The following is a 16,906-nucleotide window of genomic DNA, read 5'->3' as shown; positions in this document are numbered from 1 at the left end:
CAGCGGAAACATCCCCTCCTTGGTAAGGAGGGGAGTTTGACGTTCCATCTTTTCCTGACTTTATGACTCCTAATCCCGCCGCCCGCCTCCTCGATACCGCTGGCCCACTGCGCCCCGGCGAGGAGCTGGACGCCACCGCCGTCGATGGCTGGCTGAAGCAGCAGCGCCCCGACCTGCGCGGGCTGCCGCGCGTGACGCAGTACGCCGGCGGGGCATCGAACTGGACCTACCGCCTCGAATACGACAACGCCGACCTTATCCTGCGCCGCCCACCAGCCGGAACCAAGGCCAAATCGGCCCACGACATGGGCCGCGAATACCGCGTGCAAAAGGCCCTGAAACCTGTTTTCGGCTACGTACCCGCAATGGTGGCCTACTGCGAGGACACTAGCATTATCGGCGTCGATTTCTATGTGATGGAGCGCGTGGCCGGCATCATCCCGCGCAAGAACCTGCCGCGGGGGCTCGAGCTGCCACCCGCCACCGTGCGTCAATTGTGTCTGAACGTGCTCGATGCGCTGATTGAGCTGCACCAGGTGGATTATAAGGCGGCCGGCCTGGCGGGGCTGAGCAGCGGCACCGGCTACACCCAGCGCCAGATTTCGGGCTGGAGCAAGCGCTACACCCAGGCCCGCACCTGGAACGTGCCCAGCGGCCAACGCATCATGCAGTGGCTGGAGACGCACCAGCCAACGCAGGAGCACATCTGCATCACGCACAACGATTTTCGGTTCGACAACGTGGTGCTTGATGCCGACGACCCCACGCGTATTCTGGGTATTCTGGATTGGGAGCTGGCCACTCTCGGCGACCCCCTCATGGACCTGGGCAACCTGCTGGCCTACTGGGTTCAGGCCGACGACGATTTCCTGGCCCAGGCCACCCGCCGCCAGCCCACGCACCTGCCCGGCATGCTCACCCGCCAGGAAGTGGTGGCCTACTACTGCGAGAAAACCGGTTTTCAGCCCGAGAACTGGGCTTTTTATGAAGTGTATGGGCTGTTTCGGCTCTCGGCCATCGCCCAGCAGATTTACTACCGCTACCACCACAAGCAGACCCGCAATCCGGCATTTAAAAACTTCTGGATTTTCGTGCATTACCTGCACTGGCGCTGCCGGCGGGCGATGCGTGGGAGTAGATAGCGATACCAAAAGGGCGTCATGTCGAGCGCAGCCGAGACATCTCGCGTGCTCTCACAAATCAATGACGTGGCAACGATTGGATTACTACCACACGCGAGATGTCTCGGCTGCGCTCGACATGACGTTCAATACACATCTTCATTCCCACCCTAAAACATGACCACCACCCGCCACAACATCCTCATCACCGGGGCCAGCTCGGGCCTGGGCGAAGGCATGGCCCGCGAATACGCCCGCATGGGCCGCAACCTCGCCCTCTGCGCCCGCCGCACCGACCGCCTCGACGCCCTGAAAGCCGAGCTGGAAGCCGCACATCCGACCATAAAAATCTTCGTGCGCGCTCTCGATGTGAACAACCACGACCAGGTTTTTGAAGTCTTCCGCGCCTTCCAGGCCGACCTAGGCACCATCGACCGCATCATTGTGAATGCCGGCATGGGCAAGGGCGCCTCGCTGGGCACCGGCTACTTCCACGCCAACCTGCAAACGGCCCAGACCAACTTCGTGGCCGCGCTGGCGCAGTGCGAGGCGGCGCTGGAGATTTTTCGGGCCCAGAACGCGGGGCACTTGGTCACTATTTCGTCGGTGGCGGCCATGCGCGGCATGCCCCGCGCCCAGACGACTTACGCCGCTACCAAGGCCGGCCTCTCGGCCCTCACCGAGGGAATTCGGGCCGATTTGCTGAACTCGCCCATCAAGGTCAGCATTATGTACCCCGGCTATATCCGCTCCGAAATCAACGCCAAGGTGAAAAGCACACCCTACATGGTAGACACCGAAACCGGCTGCCGGGCCCTCGTGAAAGCCATTGAGCGCGAGCCGGTGCAGGCCTTCGTGCCCGGCTGGCCCTGGGCCCTGATGGCCCGCGCCATGAAATGGCTGCCGCTGCGCTGGGTGCAAAAGCTATTGTAATACAATGATTTAATTAAAAAATTGCGGCGGTTTGCTGAAAAAATCGTTTCTTGCATGCCCAAATTCCTGACCCATCAGGAAAGGACGGTGACTGGCATCTCGGAGCAAGCCGCCGCATGTTGTCTTTGCTACTTACTTCTATCTCTGTGAATCAAACGCTACGTAAGCTCTTGGTAGTGGCCTTGGTGGGCCTGCTCCCGGGTATGCCAGCCCCCGCTGGGGCGCAAGGGCGGCCCGTTCGCACTCCGGCCGCACCGGCACCCGTCAATACCATTCTATTCGTCGGTAATAGCTTTTTTCACGGCAAATACCAGCCCGTACTGGCTTACAACGCCGCCCACGTAACCGACGAGAACTACGGCCTGCCCGCTACCCACCCCCGTTGTGAAACCACCACCGGCGAGCCCGTGGTATGGGGCGGTATTCCCGGCATCTTCCAGAAATTCACCGAAGAAGCCAGCCTGAAATACGAAGTCCACTTCGAGGAAATCAATGCCCGGCCGCTACAATATCACTACGAGCACGCCCTGCCCATCATTCAGCAGCCGCGCTGGCACACTGTGGTGCTACAGGAGCACAGCCAATGGGTGCTGCCCCCGCGCCACGGCGGCCACCCCGAGCTGTTCCGCGACTACGCTACCCGGCTGGAGCAGGCCGTGCACGCCGCCAACCCCGCCGCCAGCGTATTCCTCTTCCAGACTTGGCCCCGCGCCGACCTCTGCTACCCAGCCGGCACGCCCTTCAGCGGCCTTCCCATCGACTCAATGGCCCGCGAGCTGCACGCGGCCTACTACGGTTTGCTGGCGCAGAATCCGGGCTTCAAAAGCATTGCGCCGGCCGGCGATGCCTGGCTGCGCGCCGTGCAAATCGGCTTGGCCCAGCGCAACCCCTACGCCCCCGAGCCCGGCAAAATCGACCTCTGGGCCGAAGACCACTACCACCCCAGCAACTGGGGGGCCTACCTCACGGCCTGCGTGCTGTTCGGCGAAATAACCGGCCGCGACCCCTGCGCCCTCGGCGCCGCCGAGCAGGCGGCCGTGGCGCTTGGCATCAGCCCGACCGAGGCCGTTTTCCTACAGCGCGTAGCCGCCGAGCAAGTACAGGCCGCCCGCCCCGGAGCGTTTGCCGACCAGCCGGTGAAATCGGGAAAGGCTGCGCCTGGTAAAGTCAAGCTCAAATTGTGACCTGTGCGCCGGGCGGGGTTAGCGGGATACTCCAGCCCGCCTCCGCCATTATCGTAATGTTGGTTTCATCGCGTGGCTGGAGGGTAGTCGCGGCCACGCGTACGCGCACAAGCTGGTCTGCAATAGTTAATTCCACTTCCGAGTAGCTGCCCAAAAACCGCACGGCCTGCACCGTGCCCCGGGCCCCGCCGCTGCCCACCGGCCGCAGCTGTAGCTGCTCGGGTCGCACCAGCAGGGCCGTGTCTTTTTTGAAGCGCCGCCCCGGCAGCAGCGCCCGCCGGGCCGCGCCGCGCACCAGGTTGTAGTCGCCAAACAGGGCCGCCGTGGCCTCGTCTACCGGCTGGTGGTAGAGTTGCCGGGGGGTGCCCTGCTGCACCAGTCGCCCCCGGTGCAGCACCAGAACCTCATCGGCCCATCCCAGCACGTCGGCCGCGTCGTGCGATACCAGCAGGCAGGTGATGCCCAGGCGCGTGCCCAATTCCTCGATAATGCTCTGCAAAAGGCGCTTGTGCGTCCGGTCGAGGTTCGAGAACGGCTCATCGAGCAGCAGCAGGCGCGGCGCACCTAGCAGCAGCCGTGCCAGCGCCACCCGCTGCTGCTCGCCGCCGGAGAGCTGGTCGGTGCGGCGTAGCATCAGGTGGGCGATGCGGCACAGCTCGTACACGGCCTGCGCCTCAGCTTCGGGGCGCTTGTTGGCATAGCGCAGCACCTGCTCCACGCGCAGAAATTGCGGCAAATCGGATTTTTGGGAGAGGTAGGCTACGCCGGGGTGGCCGGGCACCAGTACATCCTGCGGCCCGCGCACCCGGCTGCCGTTAGCGTGCACCGTGCCAGTAGTGGGCTGAATAAGGCCGGCCACCAGTTGCAGTAGCGTGCTTTTGCCGGCTCCGCTTTCGCCGGCCAGCGCCAGCTTTTGCCCTAGCTTTTGGCTGAAGCTGATGGGCTGGAGCGCGGTAAAGCCGTTTTCGGTGAGGCTGAGGTTGGTGACGGTAAGGATGTCCATGCAGCCGCAAAGAACGGGCCTGGGCCGCTGCCCGCTGCTGGCGCGCGTCCGCGACGCGTGCCAGCAGCGGGGAAACATCGTCACTTAGTAAAATATCATTTTACAAAACAGCGTCATTTGAACGCGTAGCGTCTGTAAGCCAATTTGCGGTTTCTGATAAGGGATTCGCAGCGTCTGACAACCAGTTTGCGGCCTCCGCAACGGGTGTATAGTCCCAGGGTGAGGTGGGTGGACTTTACTTCTTCACCAGAGGTAGCTCAGCTTCCTGCACCACCAGCGTATCGCCGGAGGCGATACGGCCGGGCAGGGCAGCGTTCAGCACGTTGAATAGATTTCCTCCCATCCCGCAACTTCCGCCGCTTACGGTCGCCGAAAAGTAGTAAAACATGATGGCAATGCTCGCCTGCTCGCCACGTAGGTTGAGCACATATACCGGTTTGAACTCACATTGTGTCCCAAAGCCAGTGGATGGAGGCAGTGAGGTGCAGGTATAGACTGGCGAAACGCCTTGGATGTCGCGCACGATGTTGTCGCACTTGCTGGAGTTGCCGGATGGAGAAGTGGAAGGTTTCGGGTTCTTCGATGTCAGTACAGCTCTTTCATTGGTGAGGCCAGAAAACGTTAGGGGCACGTTGGAAGTTTGGGGGGTTCCGCTCATCAAAGTAGTAGTGTTGAGAATGGCTTCTGAAGGGCTGGTGAAAACCAGTTCAGCTGCCAGAAACGGCGGAATAACGCCCGATTTTATGGGCAAGCCGGCGTATTGACGCTCGAAATATCGTTGGATTAACGCATCGTTTCGTACTTCACCGGTTTGGGTAAACATACGCATCGGCCTAGGCTCTGGCGTAGTGGAAACAGTGTAAGTACCAGTGGTATCAAACTTAGGCGTCTCTTCGGACTTGCTTTTGCTGCAGCCAACAAGAGCAATCAGTCCCAAAGCGAGTGGGTAGAAGTAGTGTTTCATTGAAAGGTGATTAAGGGAGCAGCAAATGTACTGGAGCCACCCAACCGGCGCGAGCTCAATCCAGTGTTAATCTTGCCGTTATTCTTGAGAACATGCATTATAGCAGAAAAAAAACTGCTCAAATAGTATCAGGTGCCGCTATTGCAATGGTGGAGACACGGGCCCTACATCAAGAGTATGCACGAAGCAAACCAGGCTCGCTCTAACGAAAAGATTTGATTAATGAGTAGAAGCCACGCGTAGGATTTGAACTAAAGACGCCTCACGAAGCCGTATCCAGCACCTCGTCCCCGTCATCGGCCATGGTCCGGGCCAGCTTCTCGATATTTAAGCTGCGGGCCGAAGCGTCGAAAATCTCGCGGTAGGTGCCTTTCATATCGTAGAGCTCGTCGTGGATGCCGCTTTCTACTAGTGTTCTGACACTTTAGTTTTGGGGGCTTATTTTGGGTAATTCCTCGTGCCTGTTTTTCAACGTATTCCGGGCCTTTTCCGTGGTGAAGGACCAATTGACTTTCGTGGCGGCCGCGTTTCGGTTGGCTTGCCAAATCAAGGCTTCTTCTTCGAGTCGTTCCTGGGTGCCGATACGGCGGTCCAAGCACTGGTGGGAAAGGGCCGAGAACTCGATTTCGGCCATGTTGAGCCACGAGGCGTGCTTGGGCGTGTAATGAAATTCGAGCCGGTGGCGCAGGTCGCGGGCCGTGTCCAGGGGCAGGTGTTCGTAAAAAGCGCCGTAGCTGTGGGTGCTGTAATTATCTTGCACGAGCTTAATTTTCGCCGCGTCAGGGTAGTGGGCTTGCACGAGCCAGTCCATAAAGTGGGCGTAATCGGCCTTGGTTTTGGTGGTCGTGACCTGCAGATGGCGCTGGCCCGTGTCGAGGTTGTAGGCCAGTAGCACGTTGCAGACGCCTTTGCGTACGTATTCCTGATGTTCTTTTTGGGTGGCGTTGGGCTTAGGCGGAATCGGGGGTCAGCACGTGGTCGAGCAGCTGGCAGGGCCGCTCGTCGAAGCAGAGCCGCACCACGCCCGCCACGGCGGGCTGCGCGTACACATCCAGTACGTCTTCCCTGTTCGCCAGGTACTCGCTCGTGACCGTGCCGATGCACCACATTTGCTTCAGCCAGGGCTTGAGGCGGCTTTTTTTAAAACTTTGCGAATCGTTTCGTTGGAAACGGCGGGTCCGTAATCGAGCGAGACGAGCCGCTCGTTGAGCAGCGACAAGGTCCAGCGCGCCGCCCCGGCCGGCGCGGCGCTACAGGCCAGGCTGGTGATTTTCGCTTCCAGGGCGCCCGTTACTTTGGGCGGTTGTCCGCTGCGCGGGCGTTCTTCCAACGCTTCGGATAGACCGGCCGCCAGGTAGCGCCGCTTGAGACAATAGTACTGGTTGGCCCCAATGCCCGCTTCGACCTGAACCACCGACGCGCTTTTGCCCGCACCCATCAACAACAAGGCCCGCGCCCGCGTGATTTTGCGGCTCTTATGGGTGCCTTTTTTAACGATGGCCCGCAAAGCGGATGTATCAGAAGCGGTTAATTGAACGGGTTGAGCGAGGCGGGCCATGACGAAAAAACCAGGTGTCAGCCACTAATAATAACTACTTTAATTAGGTTGTCAGAACACTAGGTGCCATTTTTCATGACGTAGATATAGTCCGAGTCCATGATTTGGGTGAGGCTGTGCCTCACAGCAGAACGATTTACGCCAGCGCAGATTATCCAAACCTCCCTTGCCGCTGGCGCGGCAGGAGAGGCTCAGCCTACCCGTTATGGCAAGTCACGAGTTACGCTGCGCTAATCTCGCGCCAGCAAGGCCAGCAAGGCCAGCAAGGGCAGGATTGCCATGAAATATAAAGCGCTGAATATTCAATAAATAATTAAATGAGTGCTAATTGTTAGTGCTTAAGAATCGCTAATCAGTAGTTAACCTGATAATTAATATTTGAAATGAGAGGAAATAACACGAGCTATTAGCCCCTCATTTTCAACTATTCAGGTACTTGTTTCGTCGATTGACAGAATGGACTGGTCGATAAAAAGGACAACGCAGGCAATATTTCTTCCGTTTTCGGAGTTAGTATTTTAGTAGCAAGCCGCTACACGCTGGCGCAAAACGCCATGTGCACGTACCACCATTACCACCTTTTTTATGCTGCGTACCGCTCTGTTATTTCTCTGCATGTTGGGCTTTTTGGCCTCCGAATCTTACGCTGCGTCGGCCACGACAGCCACGTCGCGGCCCATTCATCGGCGCAAGCCCACTGCTGGCAACTACGTGCCGGTGTACCGCTACTATCGCGGCCACAGCAACCAAAAAAGAGGCTTCTTTGGCCTGTTCAAGCACCGCTCCAAGGCGGCCAAGCGGCATAGCTCGGCACCACGCGTGGCTCGGGGCGGCCGGGCTCACCGCACGCTGTAGCGCTGGAGCTTTCCCAAAAACGAATAATGAAAAGGCTACTCCTGCATCAGGAGTAGCCTTTTGCTTTTCAGGACTCCGGCCCCGGCCGCCCCACGGGACGCAATGCACCAAAACGCAACAACGCCCCGGCCAGCTGGCCGGGGCGTTGTTGCGTTTTCAGCTGCCGAAGCCGCTCTATTTGTCGGTTTTTACTTTGATTTTGTCACCGTCGGTCGATTTGGCTTTCATCTTTTTAACGTCCGACCCGCCCATTCCAGGGCCGCCGCCGCGGTTCATGCGGTCGGCCTGCATGGTGGTGTACTTGGTGTACTGCTCGGCGGTCAGCACTTCCTTGAATTGAGCGTCGTACTTGGCGCGGCCGGCCTGCATTTGCTCGCGCATCTGGTCGCGGTTGTCGGCATCGCGGTCCTGGCCGCGCATGGTCTGCATTTCCTGGCCGCGCGCCAGCATAATCTGCTGCACTTTGCCCGTCTGGTGAGTATTGAGGCCGAGCTCTTTGGTCATCCGGTCGGCCTGGCGCTTGGCCATTTCATCGGGCGAGCCTTGCTGGCGGCCCCGGCCCTGCATGGCGCTGGCATCGTTGGGGGTGGTGGTTTGGGCGGCAGCAGTGCCAACGGTGAGGGCGAAAGCAGCCAGCAGGGGAAACAGAAACTTTTTCATGGATTGGGTTGGGGGAGAATTAGAAAAAAACGGGTGGTGGCAAAGAGGTGGCGCGAAAAGTCCCGTTCCCAAGGGCCAAACGGGACTTTTTAGACGGCAGTTACTGGCTAAAGTTTAGCGGCGGCCGTCGTAGCGGTGGGCGGCTTCCCAACGGGCCCGCTCCTGGGGCGATACGCGGTGGTTGCGGTCGTAGCCGTAGTTGAAATAGTTGCTGTTGCGGTCGTCCTTGGCATCGTGGCGGGCGTCGCGGAGGTCGCCTTTGGCCTTGCGCAAATCAGCTTTAGCCTCGCGGATGTCGTTTTTGGCGTCGCGGCGGTCACCTTTGTTGTCGCGGTGAGCAGCTTCCCAACGGGCGCGCTCATAGTCGGTTACGCGGTGGTTGGGGTCGTAGCCGTAGTTAAAATCCCGGCTGTTGCGGTCATCGTAGCAGTGGTCGAATGGGCCGGCAGCGGCAAACGAGGCCGTTGAGGTGAAGAGGGCAGCGGCGGTGATAATGGAGAACAAGGAAGCTTTCATGGTTTCTGAAGGAAATGCAAGGGAGAAATGGTGGGGAAGCGCTGGGCTCGGCTGCTGCAGGCAGCGGGCTCCTGAATGTGGGAATCGACTCATCCTGCCAGGGTATTTGCAAACCATCGACCACATCCCGCCCGGAAATAAAAAGGTGGACGGACGGGCCGGAAACCCCGACCAGACCGCCCACTTCCCGGACTTAAATACCTTTTGAACAGGTCGAAATTGTCATTTCTCCCGCCTCGGAATGACAGCTTATCTACTCCACCAGCCCCAGCGTGCGGGTCAGCTTATTCTTCGCAATCGTGAAACGAAGGCTCTAGTCGCCTTTTTGCGACCGCTCACGGCGGCGGTCCACCAGCGCCTTTACCTTGTTCTCATCCTCGTTGCGCGAAAACAATATGCTGGCCGCGTCCACAATCAGCGACACGGTGCGCGGTGCCGGCACGCTTACCTGCTCATAGTCAGGGTCGGGCGTGGGCGGAGACTGGCTTTGGGCCCGCGCCCCGCCGGCGCGCAACAGCAGCAGAATGGATAGTTTCCGGAGCGACATGGATAGCGGATGGACACCACAAAGATGCCGCAAATTGCTACGCCGTTGCCCGGCTACCCCACTTTTTCCTTGAATAACCGCAGCGTGCGGTCCCAGGCCAGCCTGGCTGCCTCCGCATTGTAGCGGGCGGGCGAAGTGTCGTTGTTGAAGGCGTGGTTCACACCTTCGTACACGTAGAGCTCATACTTGGTGCCGGCCGCTTTCAGCGCCGCTTCGTAGGCCGGAATGCCAGCGTTGATGCGCTGGTCGAGGCCGCCGTAGTGTAGCATCAGGGCCGCTTTTATCGGGGGCACGTCCTCGGGCTTGGGCTGCTGGCCGTAGTAGGCCACGGCGGCGTTCAGCTTGGGGTCGTGCACGGCCAGCTGGTTGGCCAGGCCGCCGCCCCAGCAAAAGCCCACCGCGCCGGTGCGGCCGTTGCAGTCGGGCCGGGCGCGCAGGTATTCCAGCGCCCTGAGATAGTTATTGAGGTTTTTCACCGGGTCGAGCTGGCCGATGAGCTCGCGGCCCTTATCCTCATCGGCCGGCGTACCGCCCAAGGGTGAGAGCGCATCCACGCCCAGCGCCAGGTAGCCGGCCTGGGCCACGCGCCGCGTCACGTCCTTAATGTGCGGTGTCAGCCCCCGGTTTTCGTGAATGACAACGACCGCGCCGCGCATCTTCCGGCCCTTTGGGTGTACCAGATAGCCGCGCACGGGGCTGCCATCGCCAATCCAGGCCACTTCCTCGGCTTCCAAATCATCGGCTCCGGGCGCAATGGTGGCGGCCGCCGCATAGCCCGGTTCCAGCACCGATAGCGCCGTGAGGGCCAGCGCCGTGCCGCCGGCCAGCTTTATCAGCCGTTCCATAAACTCCTTGCGGGTGAGCGGAACGTGGGTGTACTCGTCGAAAAGATTGATGATGCGCTGGTCCATGAGGTTGATGGTGAAATGGTTTCAAGAGTTGTGAATATGTACCGTGGACTCGCAGAGTCCACGGTACATTCCAAATCCGCAGAAAGCCGCTCAGGAGCCGGTTTACTCTTCTTCGCGGTGCACGGTGTCGGGGCTGAACGCTGGTACGCAAATCGACCAGTACTCGCATTCCGCCTCGAATGGGTTGGAGTAGCGTACCCGCGCGCCACCTTTAATAAGCAGTGCCTGGCCGGCTTGCAGCTCTACGATGTCGCCGTCGATTTCGAACTGCTTGCGGCCGCGCACCACAATCGTGATTTCGTCGAACGTGGGCGTCTGGTGGGGTTCGCTCCAGTGGGGCGGGGCCACCATGTGGGCCAGGCTATAGGCCGAAGTGCCGGTGCTGGCTCCGCCCACATGCTCTTCAATGAGCTTGCCGTCGGTGGTGGGAACTACAAAAGGAGCAGGATTGAGGATGTAGCGTTTTTCGGACATTGTTGGGGAGGATGGGATTGGGTAAATTGAGCTAAAAGAAAAAAAGACTATCATGCTGAGCGGAGCCGAAGCATTTCTACCGCAATGAAGCTGTTTAGAAAGTCCCCGAACGGTGATGCAGCGCGCAGCGCAGCATCTTGCTCGCATCGTCAGGCCCGTTCAACGATGCGAGCAAGATGCTGCGCTGCGCGCTGCATCACCGTTTGAGTACCTTTTGTGACTTTCTAAACAACTCCAATACTAAACCCCTTTCGATTGGATTACTCTTCGCGGTAAAGATGCTTCGACTGCGCTCAGCATGACCGTTCTGTACGATACCAAATAAATGCGCTTCTACGGCTTCAGCTTCTCCAGCAACTCAAAAAGCCGCGAATTGTATTTCCATACGAAGAAATACGGCGTTTGCACCGCGCCGAAGCGCACGCGAATCCGCTCCACGCCCGGCAGCATGCTGCCTTCAAAATCAAAGCAATTCAGGTTCAAAACCTCACTGGCGTAGCGAATGCACTCCCAGGCCAGCAGTACGCCCGCGCCGCTGGCCCGCAGCGCCGGGTCGTCGCCGGCCAGCAGAAAATACGCCGTGGTGGCATCCCAAATCAAATACGCCACCGAATGCACCCGGCCCTGCGCATCAACGGCAAAAAACAGCTGCCGGGAGTCCGCCGCCGCCAGCGCCGCATCGAGCCGCCTAAACTGCGCGGCCGAATACGGTGCAGGCAGGCCCTGCCGGGTGAAAATGAGTAGATTGACGCGGTAGAATTCCTCGAGCGGCAAGTCGTGTACCACCCGCACTTGCTGGCGGGCCAGTCGGATATCGCGCCGGATGCCGGTGCCCAGGCCGGCTTCTACCCCCTTCAAATTGCGCAGCTGGTGCAGGCGGTAGGTATAAAAAGTGGTCTGGCGGTACTGCTCCCAGTAAAATGGCAGCCAGTTGGTGGCAGTAGGATAGAAGTTCTGCTTGAAGGCCGCAAACTCGGGCAACTGTGCCAGCAGCGCCTTCAGCAGCTCATGCTCCTGGGGCAGCCGGCCCCGGAATTCGGGCAGCACATATGGCCCCAGCCATTTCACGAAGGGCGGCATGGTGACGTACCGAAATGGACCCTTCTGCTTGCAGAAATATGGCAGGGCGGCCACTACACGGCCTTTATCTTCGGCCAGTACCACGTCCCAGGTGCCGCCTTCGGCGCAGGCATCCAGGTACCATGGCTGGCCGAACACCGGCACATCGGGCGCGGTGCGGCAGAAGTCGTGGTAGCGGGCTTTGGCAGACATCAACACGAAGGATTATTTGGCCGGAGCCGGGGCGCAGGGGCCGGGCGTGGTGGAGCGCACGCCCGCGTTGGTGGCCGCGCAGCGGTTGGGGTAGGTCTTGCCGTCGCAGCCGCACACGGGGTCGTAATTCATGGGGCAGATGCCCTGCGGGTTGATTTTGCTCGAATCGATGCAGGCGGCGGCCGTGGCCGTGGGCACGGCGTGGCGCTGGCACGAAGCTGCGCCCAGCAGCAGGGCCACACCCCAAATCCAATGCTTTTTCATGGTGCCAGAAAGTAGGAGAGGGGCGAAGCTACACTGCCCGCCCGGGATTTGGCCCGGCCGTAAACCTGGATATTGAGGAATGCGGATGTCGCTACGGAAAATTTGCCCGTAAGCTCAACCCCGGGCGGAGCCTTTCGTATAGTCAGCCATAACCAAACGCCGCCGCAAACAAAACGCGTAGTTTTGAATTCGGGCCCGCGCTGCTCTAAACGAACTCTAACCCCCATTCACCCTTCATTACCCTACACCATGTCGTACCAAGAAGAAGACAACAACGCTGGTAAAATCCTTTTAGCTGCTCTCGCCGGTGCCGGCGCTGGCATTATTGCCGGTATGCTGCTGGCTCCCGATAAAGGTTCGGCTACTCGTGAGAACTGGAAAGGCGCTGCTACAAAATACAGCGGCCAACTCGGCGAGCAAGCTACCAAGCTGGGCTCCGACCTCGAAAATAAATTCAAAGAATACGCCGGCAAGCTGGAGGATATGGGCGTGACCCTGTCCGGCAGCAGCCTGAAGATGAAAGGCACCTGGGACGAAGTTAAAGGCAAGCTGAAGCAGCAGTATGCGCAGCTGACCGACGAGGACCTGACCTATGCCGAAGGCAAAGGTGACGAGCTGGTGGGCAAGCTGCAGGACAAGCTCGGCAAAGGCAAAGCCGAAATCACCAAAATGCTGAACGATATGTAATCCGGCTTTTAGCTAGCTTACTTAAAGCTCCGCGCCGCAAGGTGCGGAGCTTTTTTGTGGTCCAACCAGCCGCCCCGCTTTCCCGTTAAGAAATAATCAGATTTCTCCATTTTCCTGCAAACCCATGAAAGACGACAAAGGCAAAGTCATTTTCTCGCTCATCGCCGGAGCTACCGCCGGCATCGTGGCCGGCCTGCTGCTGGCCCCCGAAACCGGCGACGACGCCCGCTCTAACCTGCGCAAGTCGGCCACCAAGTTTGGCGGCGACCTCAGCAAGCTGGTAAAGGATGCCCTGGCCAAAGCACAGGGCCAGGCCCCTTCCGCCCACACCAACCCCGACGCTGCCGTGAGCGAAGACAAACAGGCCGCCGACCGCCTCCTGCAAAACCTGGGCACCGGCACGCCTTCCACGGTCCACACCCAAAACGAGGATAATACCGACTACGATGGTTTCGGCGACGATACCCGCCACCAGCCCAACCTGTAGGGCCGGCAGTCAGGAAATATTTTCTTCACTACTGTAACCCAGCGTGGTACCGCTGCGTAAAACTCCTTACAATCGCCTTGAAAGAAGGCCGAAAATATTGCCAGCAAAATTGCCGGACGTAGGAGCTTCTACCGAAATTGGTTAAACAACTCGGTAGCAAAATCAGACATCCCATCGCAAGCTTCTGCCAAGAAAAGCGGTTTGAAGGGTAGGGCGATTGTAAAAGAAAAGCCCCGCATGATATTTCGTGTGGGGCTTTTCCGATTTTAGGGCTGTCCTGTCATCCTGAGCTTGCGAACCGAAGGTCGGCGTAGCCAAGGACCTTCGGTTCGCAAGCTCAGGATGACAGCCGGCTTACTTCTCCTCGTGCTTCTCCTTCTGCACGTTCTCCGGCTTCATCTGCGGGAAGAACAGCACGTCCTGAATCGACGGGGAGTTGGTCATAATCATGCTCAGACGGTCGATGCCGATGCCCAGGCCGGCCGTGGGCGGCATGCCGTACTCCAGGGCGCGGAGGAAATCCTCGTCGAGCACCATGGCTTCGGTGTCGCCGCGCTTGCCCAGCTCCAGCTGGTCCTCGAAGCGTTGGCGCTGGTCGATGGGGTCGTTGAGCTCCGAGAAAGCGTTGCAGATTTCCTTGCCGTTGCAAACCGCCTCGAAGCGCTCTACCAGACCGGGGCGGTCGCGGTGCTTCTTGGCCAGTGGCGACATTTCCACCGGGTAATCGGTGATGAAGGTGGGCTGGATGAGCTTGGGCTCGACGTGCTCACCAAAAATCTCATCAATGAGCTTCGATTTGCCCATGCTGGGGTCCACGTGCACGTTCAGCTCCTGGGCGGTGGCACGCAGGGCCTCTTCGTCCATCTCGCCGATGGCCTTGCCGGTGTACTTCTCGATGGCCTCGAACATGGTGTAGCGCTGCCAGGGCCGCTGGAAGTTGATGACGTTCGCGCCCACCTGCACTTCGGTTTTGCCGTGCAGGGCCATGGCTACGCGCTCCACCATTTCCTCCACCAGGTCCATCATCCAGGCGTAGTCCTTGTAGGCCACGTAGAGCTCCATCTGGGTGAACTCGGGGTTGTGGAAGCGCGACATGCCCTCGTTGCGGAAGTCCTTGCTGAACTCGTACACGCCATCGAACCCGCCCACAATCAGGCGCTTGAGATACAACTCGTTGGCAATGCGCAGGTACAGCGTCATGTCCAGCGTGTTGTGGTGCGTGGTGAAAGGGCGAGCCGCCGCGCCGCCGTACAGCGGCTGCAGAATCGGGGTTTCCACTTCCAGGTAACCCTTGTCGTTCAGGAAATTACGCATCGACTGCACCAGCTGGGTGCGCTTGATGAAGGTGTCGCGCACGGCGGGGTTCACGGCCAGGTCCACGTAGCGCTGGCGGTAGCGCTGCTCGGGGTCGGTGAAGGCGTCGTAAGTCACGATTTCGCCGGTGGCTTCGTCCTTCTGGGTTTTCACCACGGGCAGGGGGCGCAGGGCTTTCGAAAGTAATTTCAGCTCCGTGACATGCACGGAGGTTTCGCCCACCTGCGTCTTGAATACGTGGCCTTTCACGCTGATGAAGTCGCCCAAATCGAGCAGCTTCTTGAACACCACGTTGTACAGCGTCTTGTCCTCGCCGGGGCAGATTTCGTCCCGGTTGATATAGAGCTGAATGCGGCCCGTGGTGTCCATCAGCTCGGCGAACGAGGCCTTGCCCATCACCCGCGACGACATCAGCCGCCCGGCCAGCGTCACGTCCTGAAAATTATTCAGCTCAACGTGATAGTTGTCGTGGATTTCCTTGGCGTAAAACGTCACGTCCACCAGGGCCGATGGGTATGCTTCAATGCCCAGCTTTTCCAGCTCTTCGAGTTTCTGACGGCGCAGGATTTCTTGTTCGCTAAGGTGTTGCATAAATTATCTGAACCACGGATTCACTCGGATTTTTCGAATTCCACGGATTTTGTGGACGATTCAGGCGAGCCAATCGGAACACCTAGAAGCCAAGTGCTCAGACGCGGTAAGTAAAAAGTGAACCACAAAAGTACGGCACGAAAAAGCCGCTCCGAAACCGGAGCGGCTTTCCGTTCACAAAATCTGTGGAATCCGAAAATTCCGGGCGAATCAAGGGATGGCGCAGCCAATCCGTGGTTGATACACTAAGCGGCCATGCGGTAGTGCGGGGCCTCTGTAGCCAGCGCCGGGGCGCTCGGCGGGGTAGGGGCCAGCACCGGCTCGACGCGGGTGCGCAGCCGCTCCTGCACGAAGCCCGCCTGCAGGTGCAGCGGCAACTCGGCCACCAGCTGGCGGTAGCGCTCCAGACCCAGGGCCTTGGCCACGTAGGTTTCGTGCACGCCGTTGAGGTAACTCACGATGTTGAGCAGCGAGGCGTGGAAGAGGCGGAAGTCAATATCGGCCTCCACGTAGCGCTCAATCTCGCGGCTGGTTTGCGAGATGCGCAGGCGGCCCAGCAAATCGAAAATGGTGGTGTAGCCCAGTCGCCAGGTAATCTGCTGCCAGTGCGCGGCCGTCCATTTATCCAGCGGCCGGCCGGTTTTCTGGCTGCGGATGGCCGTGTTGGGATTAGTCTGCACCTGGGCGCGGGTCCACTGCGCCTGCATCTTGCGGGTGGTGCGCAGGAACTGGCCTACCTGCGCCTGCGCGTCAATCTCCTGGCTGGCAATGTGCAGCCCGGCCTTGTAGCCGGCCAGCGGCAGGCGGTGAATGCTGAAATCGCCATAAGCTCCGGCCGCATAGAACGACACCGGGCGCGGGTAGGCATTCTTTACCACCAGCCGGCCCACCTCGCGGCGCATAAGCTGGCCGTTGTTCGAGCGCACACCGGTGGTGTACAAAAAAGCCTGCAGACCCGACCAGATGGCGTGGTATGCTTGCGGGAACGTCCAGTGCAGGGCATTGCGCAGGAAGTTCTCGTCGCCCAGCTCGGCCGTGGCGCGCAGGGCGTACTCGGTGCTCCAGCTGGTATGCAGCATCTTGGTAAGCGCGGTCACGTCGGCCTCGCTCAGCTGGGCTTGGTGGCTGCGGAAAAACGGCAGGTTCTGCAAGCCACCGAGGGCATCGTCGTTTTTCCGAATGTGATAGTTGATAGCAAAGAAATAGTTGAGGAAAACCTGCGCCGGAATAGACTTGCGTCAGGTTTTGTCAGCTAGCTTCTGCTGTTGCTCATCGGCGATAGCGGCTACCGGCGGATTGAGCGGGATAATGCGGGTTTCCTCTTGAGTCGTCATGCTAAGTAAATAGCATAGGACAGGTTTTTAATTGTCTAATTACTAATTTTTTTGACAAATTTACTAACAAAATAAGTGTTGTTAATCAAGTGGTTATGTTGCAAGATTAACGGTTAGTGGTATTAGTAATAGAAGGGAAATTTGCTAATGAGATGAAAGGCTGCGAAAGCCAATGAAAAATGCCCCGACTCAACCAGAGCCGGGGCATTCTCAATCAGCGAAATCAAGGTT

The 16,906-nt window shown here is 59.1% G+C and carries 20 protein-coding genes; 6 read left to right on the top strand and 14 right to left on the bottom strand.

Annotated features, from left to right (window positions below):
- Positions 1-62 precede the first annotated feature (62 nt).
- The 3 genes from KQ661_RS18485 to KQ661_RS18475 all read left to right on the top strand — a co-directional run bounded on the left by KQ661_RS18485 (position 63) and on the right by KQ661_RS18475 (position 3,238).
- Positions 63-1,142 (top strand): phosphotransferase family protein, encoded by a 1,080-nt coding sequence (locus KQ661_RS18485; RefSeq protein WP_216726664.1) that lies wholly within the window; start codon positions 63-65, stop codon positions 1,140-1,142.
- 156 nt (positions 1,143-1,298) lie between these two features.
- On the top strand, positions 1,299-2,054 hold the full coding sequence (locus KQ661_RS18480; RefSeq protein ID WP_216689819.1) for an SDR family oxidoreductase: 756 nt from the start codon (positions 1,299-1,301) through the stop codon (positions 2,052-2,054).
- Between the two features lie 146 nt (positions 2,055-2,200).
- Positions 2,201-3,238 carry a hypothetical protein gene (locus KQ661_RS18475; RefSeq protein WP_216726663.1) on the top strand — a complete coding sequence of 346 codons (1,038 nt, stop codon included), beginning with the start codon at positions 2,201-2,203 and terminating at the stop codon, positions 3,236-3,238.
- Here the strand turns inward: KQ661_RS18475 and KQ661_RS18470 are convergent.
- From KQ661_RS18470 to KQ661_RS18450, 5 genes are all read right to left on the bottom strand, one after another.
- Positions 3,228-4,241, bottom strand: coding sequence for an ABC transporter ATP-binding protein (locus KQ661_RS18470; protein WP_216727703.1), 1,014 nt, complete (start codon positions 4,239-4,241; stop codon positions 3,228-3,230). The two genes, KQ661_RS18475 and KQ661_RS18470, sit on opposite strands and share 11 nt — an antisense overlap.
- Positions 4,242-4,476: 235 nt before the next feature.
- The gene (locus KQ661_RS18465) at positions 4,477-5,205 is read right to left on the bottom strand and encodes a hypothetical protein (protein WP_216726661.1); all 729 of its coding nucleotides are present in this window, start codon (positions 5,203-5,205) and stop codon (positions 4,477-4,479) included.
- A 424-nt stretch (positions 5,206-5,629) separates the two neighbouring features.
- On the bottom strand, positions 5,630-6,166 hold the full coding sequence (locus tag KQ661_RS18460) for a transposase (RefSeq protein WP_216726942.1): 537 nt from the start codon (positions 6,164-6,166) through the stop codon (positions 5,630-5,632).
- Positions 6,156-6,314 carry a hypothetical protein gene (locus tag KQ661_RS18455; protein WP_216726660.1) on the bottom strand — a complete coding sequence of 53 codons (159 nt, stop codon included), beginning with the start codon at positions 6,312-6,314 and terminating at the stop codon, positions 6,156-6,158. Before KQ661_RS18455 ends, KQ661_RS18460 begins: the two co-directional genes overlap by 11 nt.
- 5 nt (positions 6,315-6,319) lie before the next feature.
- Positions 6,320-6,763: a helix-turn-helix domain-containing protein gene (locus KQ661_RS18450; RefSeq protein ID WP_216726659.1), complete on the bottom strand. Its 444-nt coding sequence runs from the start codon at positions 6,761-6,763 to the stop codon at positions 6,320-6,322.
- A 615-nt stretch (positions 6,764-7,378) separates the two neighbouring features.
- Here KQ661_RS18450 and KQ661_RS18445 point away from each other — a divergent pair.
- Positions 7,379-7,618, top strand: coding sequence for a hypothetical protein (locus tag KQ661_RS18445; RefSeq protein ID WP_216727702.1), 240 nt, complete (start codon positions 7,379-7,381; stop codon positions 7,616-7,618).
- A 174-nt stretch (positions 7,619-7,792) separates the two neighbouring features.
- Here the strand turns inward: KQ661_RS18445 and KQ661_RS18440 are convergent, their stop codons facing one another.
- The 7 genes from KQ661_RS18440 to KQ661_RS18410 form a co-directional block, all read right to left on the bottom strand.
- The gene (locus KQ661_RS18440) at positions 7,793-8,278 is read right to left on the bottom strand and encodes a DUF4890 domain-containing protein (protein WP_216727701.1); all 486 of its coding nucleotides are present in this window, start codon (positions 8,276-8,278) and stop codon (positions 7,793-7,795) included.
- 114 nt (positions 8,279-8,392) lie between these two features.
- Positions 8,393-8,794, bottom strand: a complete 402-nt coding sequence (locus KQ661_RS18435; protein WP_216726656.1) for a hypothetical protein — start codon at positions 8,792-8,794, stop codon at positions 8,393-8,395.
- A gap of 313 nt (positions 8,795-9,107) precedes the next feature.
- Positions 9,108-9,341, bottom strand: a complete 234-nt coding sequence (locus tag KQ661_RS18430) for a hypothetical protein (protein ID WP_216689807.1) — start codon at positions 9,339-9,341, stop codon at positions 9,108-9,110.
- Positions 9,342-9,394: 53 nt separating this feature from the next.
- The gene (locus KQ661_RS18425; RefSeq protein ID WP_216727700.1) at positions 9,395-10,252 is read right to left on the bottom strand and encodes a dienelactone hydrolase family protein; all 858 of its coding nucleotides are present in this window, start codon (positions 10,250-10,252) and stop codon (positions 9,395-9,397) included.
- Positions 10,253-10,354: 102 nt separating this feature from the next.
- Positions 10,355-10,726, bottom strand: a complete 372-nt coding sequence (locus KQ661_RS18420) for a cupin domain-containing protein (RefSeq protein ID WP_216726654.1) — start codon at positions 10,724-10,726, stop codon at positions 10,355-10,357.
- Between the two features lie 333 nt (positions 10,727-11,059).
- Entirely contained in the window at positions 11,060-11,998 is a 939-nt protein-coding gene (locus KQ661_RS18415; protein WP_216727699.1) for a GNAT family N-acetyltransferase, read from the bottom strand.
- A gap of 12 nt (positions 11,999-12,010) precedes the next feature.
- Entirely contained in the window at positions 12,011-12,262 is a 252-nt protein-coding gene (locus KQ661_RS18410) for a Kazal-type serine protease inhibitor domain-containing protein (protein ID WP_216689797.1), read from the bottom strand.
- Positions 12,263-12,511: 249 nt separating this feature from the next.
- Between KQ661_RS18410 and KQ661_RS22920 the strand changes: the two genes are divergently transcribed.
- Complete coding sequence (locus KQ661_RS22920) at positions 12,512-12,949, top strand: CsbD family protein (RefSeq protein WP_216689796.1); 438 nt, start codon at positions 12,512-12,514, stop codon at positions 12,947-12,949.
- A gap of 124 nt (positions 12,950-13,073) precedes the next feature.
- A complete protein-coding gene (locus KQ661_RS18400; RefSeq protein ID WP_216689794.1) occupies positions 13,074-13,436 on the top strand; it encodes a YtxH domain-containing protein in 363 nt (120 codons plus the stop codon).
- Positions 13,437-13,790: 354 nt separating this feature from the next.
- On the opposite strand, the gene lysS is transcribed toward KQ661_RS18400, so the two are convergent.
- Both lysS and KQ661_RS18390 read right to left on the bottom strand, forming a co-directional pair.
- On the bottom strand, positions 13,791-15,341 hold the full coding sequence (gene lysS, locus KQ661_RS18395; RefSeq protein ID WP_216727698.1) for a lysine--tRNA ligase: 1,551 nt from the start codon (positions 15,339-15,341) through the stop codon (positions 13,791-13,793).
- Between the two features lie 245 nt (positions 15,342-15,586).
- Positions 15,587-16,492, bottom strand: coding sequence for a hypothetical protein (locus KQ661_RS18390; protein WP_235727014.1), 906 nt, complete (start codon positions 16,490-16,492; stop codon positions 15,587-15,589).
- Positions 16,493-16,906 lie beyond the last annotated feature (414 nt).

This window comes from Hymenobacter siberiensis, from assembly GCF_018967845.1.
In the GTDB taxonomy this organism is placed as follows: Bacteria; Bacteroidota; Bacteroidia; order Cytophagales; family Hymenobacteraceae; genus Hymenobacter; species Hymenobacter siberiensis.
Note: the sequence above shows the minus strand (reverse complement) of the source record. Positions and strands in the feature narration are given on the sequence as shown.

Coding starts and splice junctions, on each gene's coding strand:
- KQ661_RS18485 (WP_216726664.1), top strand. CDS start 63: ATGACTCCTAATCCCGCCGCCCGCCTCCTCGATACCGCTGGCCCACTG.
- KQ661_RS18480 (WP_216689819.1), top strand. CDS start 1,299: ATGACCACCACCCGCCACAACATCCTCATCACCGGGGCCAGCTCGGGC.
- KQ661_RS18470 (WP_216727703.1), bottom strand. CDS start 4,241: ATGGACATCCTTACCGTCACCAACCTCAGCCTCACCGAAAACGGCTTT.
- KQ661_RS18465 (WP_216726661.1), bottom strand. CDS start 5,205: ATGAAACACTACTTCTACCCACTCGCTTTGGGACTGATTGCTCTTGTT.
- KQ661_RS18455 (WP_216726660.1), bottom strand. CDS start 6,314: ATGTGGTGCATCGGCACGGTCACGAGCGAGTACCTGGCGAACAGGGAA.
- KQ661_RS18450 (WP_216726659.1), bottom strand. CDS start 6,763: ATGGCCCGCCTCGCTCAACCCGTTCAATTAACCGCTTCTGATACATCC.
- KQ661_RS18445 (WP_216727702.1), top strand. CDS start 7,379: ATGTTGGGCTTTTTGGCCTCCGAATCTTACGCTGCGTCGGCCACGACA.
- KQ661_RS18440 (WP_216727701.1), bottom strand. CDS start 8,278: ATGAAAAAGTTTCTGTTTCCCCTGCTGGCTGCTTTCGCCCTCACCGTT.
- KQ661_RS18435 (WP_216726656.1), bottom strand. CDS start 8,794: ATGAAAGCTTCCTTGTTCTCCATTATCACCGCCGCTGCCCTCTTCACC.
- KQ661_RS18430 (WP_216689807.1), bottom strand. CDS start 9,341: ATGTCGCTCCGGAAACTATCCATTCTGCTGCTGTTGCGCGCCGGCGGG.
- KQ661_RS18425 (WP_216727700.1), bottom strand. CDS start 10,252: ATGGACCAGCGCATCATCAATCTTTTCGACGAGTACACCCACGTTCCG.
- KQ661_RS18420 (WP_216726654.1), bottom strand. CDS start 10,726: ATGTCCGAAAAACGCTACATCCTCAATCCTGCTCCTTTTGTAGTTCCC.
- KQ661_RS18415 (WP_216727699.1), bottom strand. CDS start 11,998: ATGTCTGCCAAAGCCCGCTACCACGACTTCTGCCGCACCGCGCCCGAT.
- KQ661_RS18410 (WP_216689797.1), bottom strand. CDS start 12,262: ATGAAAAAGCATTGGATTTGGGGTGTGGCCCTGCTGCTGGGCGCAGCT.
- KQ661_RS22920 (WP_216689796.1), top strand. CDS start 12,512: ATGTCGTACCAAGAAGAAGACAACAACGCTGGTAAAATCCTTTTAGCT.
- KQ661_RS18400 (WP_216689794.1), top strand. CDS start 13,074: ATGAAAGACGACAAAGGCAAAGTCATTTTCTCGCTCATCGCCGGAGCT.
- lysS (WP_216727698.1), bottom strand. CDS start 15,341: ATGCAACACCTTAGCGAACAAGAAATCCTGCGCCGTCAGAAACTCGAA.